This window comes from Bradyrhizobium sp. LeoA1Lang, from assembly GCF_055413685.1.
Genome location: NZ_JBVAPG010000351.1, coordinates 1 through 2771 on the forward strand (window position 1 = coordinate 1; position 2771 = coordinate 2771).

Consider the following 2771-nt stretch of genomic DNA (forward strand, 5'->3'; position numbering starts at 1 on the left):
CTTCGACGTATCCATTCCAATGCGGATAATCTGCGTCACGGACGGCTCCCTCGTTTGAGATTTCGACAACCTCATTCTGGCACAACTGATGCCGTAGGGGGCCGTCCACCCCATCAACCACAGGGAGGAGTTGTGGCGGGAGCAAGCGGTTGCAGCGGAGCATACAACAACGGCCTGTGGTTATGGGTCCCGGGTCAAGCCCGGGACGACGTGGGGTTAGTGCTGATTCAATTTTCAAACAGCGTTGAGGATGTGAGACCGCATTCTCGCGGCGCATTACGCCCGAGCTTTGCGTCTCGTTTCACCCTCTTCGATATCAGAGGGCGCAGGGAAAGCCGGGTGCCGGTTGCACCCATGGGTCCCGTGCAACAAAAAGCACGGGGTAGGACCACAGGTTCAACCGAAGCATTCCGGCTTTCCCTGCGCGATGGTGTTACGGCTTACTTCGTGCTCTCCCCGGTGACCGGGCTTTCTTGCCACCGTCATCTCAAGCGCGAACTTGTTTCGCGCAAAAAACTTAGCGCCAGCGTCGGGGCGCCAGGACCACACGACTTCGCCGTCCGCTGATGTCACGCTCGTCAGTCGCAACACCTGCGTCCACCGCATCCCACCGCAACGTTCGTGACGATCGCGAGCCGCCCCTCATCTTGGGTGAGACGCGCGGAGTTAAATCACTGATTTGCCCGTCGGGTTGATTTGTCGCACCCAAAGTATCCACATCGTCATTGCGAGCGGAGCGAAGCAATCCATAGTGCCGCAAGCGGAGACGTGGATTGCTTCGCTCGCTCGCAATGACGGCTGCGTAGGGTGGGTTGGCGAAGCGTAACCCACCGAGAGCCGCGGGAAGAAAGTCTTGTAGGGTGGGCAAAGGCGCGTCGATCGCGCCGTGCCCACCATTGAGCACTCCGCTCGCAAGGGTGGGCACGCTGCGCTTTGCCCACCCTACAAGTATTGCGACCCTGCAACTCACAATGTGCAGCGGCGCTGCGTCCGCATCTGCTGCTGCTCGGCCATCGCGGCGGTGAAGGTCGGGACCGGCTTGCTGACGACCTGGTAGGTTGAGGGCCATTGCATCGGCTTCCGCTGCAGGTCCTCATTCCAGATCTGGCAGATGCCGGTGTTCTCCCAGCGGATCACGTAATAGCCGGCCTCTGCGGGCTTGGCGGCGAAGGCCGCAACAGCGAAGCAGGTGGCGAGGCAGAGGGCGGTAGCGCGACGCATGACGTATCTCCTGTCGAATTTGTTATTTGGCTGCCTCCGCGATCGGCCGCGGCGCCGCCGATCTTTCGCGATCGTTTATGGCGTTATTGGTACGGCAAGAGCCTGCCCCCTCCAAATCGGGAGGCTGCGATGACTTTATCAACTGCAGTTTCACCGGCCGCTTCGCGCGGCGGTATGTCGATCCTCCACTCGCTCGTCAGACAGCAGCCAATCCGCCAGCTCCTGCCACGGCCGCAACGACCAGCTTCCCGAAGCTGCGCCCGATGGCGACGCCAGCACGAAGATGACGGGGAATTCCGGCAGCGCAGCTTGCCGGCCTAGCGCGATCGCTGTCGTTGGTCGTTCGTAGAACAGGGATGCCGCCTTCTTGCTGGTGAACGCGATGGCCTTGGGCTGATAGATCAGCATCTTCTCGCAGAACGCCGGCACATCGACAGGGAAGGCGAGCGCCCGGTGGTCCATCCCCGCGCCCGTCTTGCACATGTCGGTGAAGCCGATGCCGAGTTCGAGGAGCGCCGGAAATTCATGCGGCTCGAAGCGGCGCGGCGTGATGCCGACCTGATGCAGCGTGCGCCAGAAGCGATTGCCGGGATGCGCGTAGTAATGGCCGAGGTCCGCCGACCGCTGGCTCGCGGCGGTGCCGACGAAGACCAGGCGCAGATCGGCGGCAAGCTGGTCGGGCAGCCGTTCGCGAGGCGCGGGCGCGCCGCTCATGAAGCGCGCAGGCTCGCCACACCCTCGATCTCGATCAGCATCTTCGGATCGGGCAGCGCCACCACCACGCAGGTGGTGCGTGCCGGGTAGGGCGCCGGCCCGAACGCCTCGGCATAGAGCTTGTTCATCGTGGCGACATCGGAGGCGCGCGTCAGCAGCACGTTGACCTTGGTAAGATCGCGCACCGTCGCGCCCGCCTCGTCCAGCACGCGCTTGAAGTTGGTGACGACGTTGGCGAACTGTGCCTCGAAGGTCTCAGGCAGCGCGCCGTTGGCGTCGAAGCCGGGGATGCCGGAGATGAAGAGGAGATCGCCGACGCGGGCGCCGAACGAGAGCGGCGGCGCCTTGACGCCGGGCGGGGGAGGGAAGTGCTTTATGGACATGGGGCATCCTCGCGTGGTCGTTGGACAGATGAGATGCAGGATAGATCAGTGGCCGGTATGAGCCAATGGATCGCGCGAATGCACATCCGAGGATCGGCCTCTCAATATGCGGGACGAGCGGCCGCTCGATCCAGGCAGCCAACTCCTCAGGGCAGACCTGCAAAGTTGTCTCGACCGGCGACGCAACCACAGATCAAGTAGCGTTGCCGCTCTGCGATGGTGGGAAATAACTAGAGCGTCGGTTCTGATGAAATCAGAGCCGACGCTCTAGATTCTTGTTTTGACGCGTTTTCTTCACGCGAACCGGTGTCCACTTCGCTCGAAAACGCTCTAGCATTACAGTTGTTTTTTTAGTGGGTTTCTGAATCCATGGGCAACCATGATTCGAAGATCGTGGACGCAGGCAGCGTCGATTGAGGAGACGCTTGCGTTGTGGGCGGCGTCGCTTCGGGA

Annotated in this window: 3 protein-coding genes; all 3 read right to left on the reverse strand. The window is 61.9% G+C overall.

Annotation, left to right across the window (positions count from 1 at the left end; translation table 11 throughout):
* Nucleotides 1–966: 966 nt before the first annotated feature.
* The 3 genes from ACZYOF_RS43260 to ACZYOF_RS43270 all read right to left on the reverse strand — a co-directional run bounded on the left by ACZYOF_RS43260 (nucleotide 967) and on the right by ACZYOF_RS43270 (nucleotide 2318).
* Nucleotides 967–1221 carry a hypothetical protein gene (locus ACZYOF_RS43260; RefSeq protein ID WP_130581827.1) on the reverse strand — a complete coding sequence of 85 codons (255 nt, stop codon included), beginning with the start codon at nucleotides 1219–1221 and terminating at the stop codon, nucleotides 967–969.
* A 150-nt stretch (nucleotides 1222–1371) separates the two neighbouring features.
* The gene (locus tag ACZYOF_RS43265; protein ID WP_130581826.1) at nucleotides 1372–1935 is read right to left on the reverse strand and encodes a mismatch-specific DNA-glycosylase; all 564 of its coding nucleotides are present in this window, start codon (nucleotides 1933–1935) and stop codon (nucleotides 1372–1374) included.
* Nucleotides 1932–2318 carry a RidA family protein gene (locus tag ACZYOF_RS43270; RefSeq protein WP_130581825.1) on the reverse strand — a complete coding sequence of 129 codons (387 nt, stop codon included), beginning with the start codon at nucleotides 2316–2318 and terminating at the stop codon, nucleotides 1932–1934. Before ACZYOF_RS43270 ends, ACZYOF_RS43265 begins: the two co-directional genes overlap by 4 nt.
* Nucleotides 2319–2771 lie beyond the last annotated feature (453 nt).

Excerpts from the sequence above, each read along its gene's own strand:
- ACZYOF_RS43265 (WP_130581826.1), bottom strand. The coding sequence starts at position 1,935 with ATGAGCGGCGCGCCCGCGCCTCGCGAACGGCTGCCCGACCAGCTTGCC.
- ACZYOF_RS43270 (WP_130581825.1), bottom strand. The coding sequence starts at position 2,318 with ATGTCCATAAAGCACTTCCCTCCCCCGCCCGGCGTCAAGGCGCCGCCG.
- ACZYOF_RS43260 (WP_130581827.1), bottom strand. The coding sequence starts at position 1,221 with ATGCGTCGCGCTACCGCCCTCTGCCTCGCCACCTGCTTCGCTGTTGCG.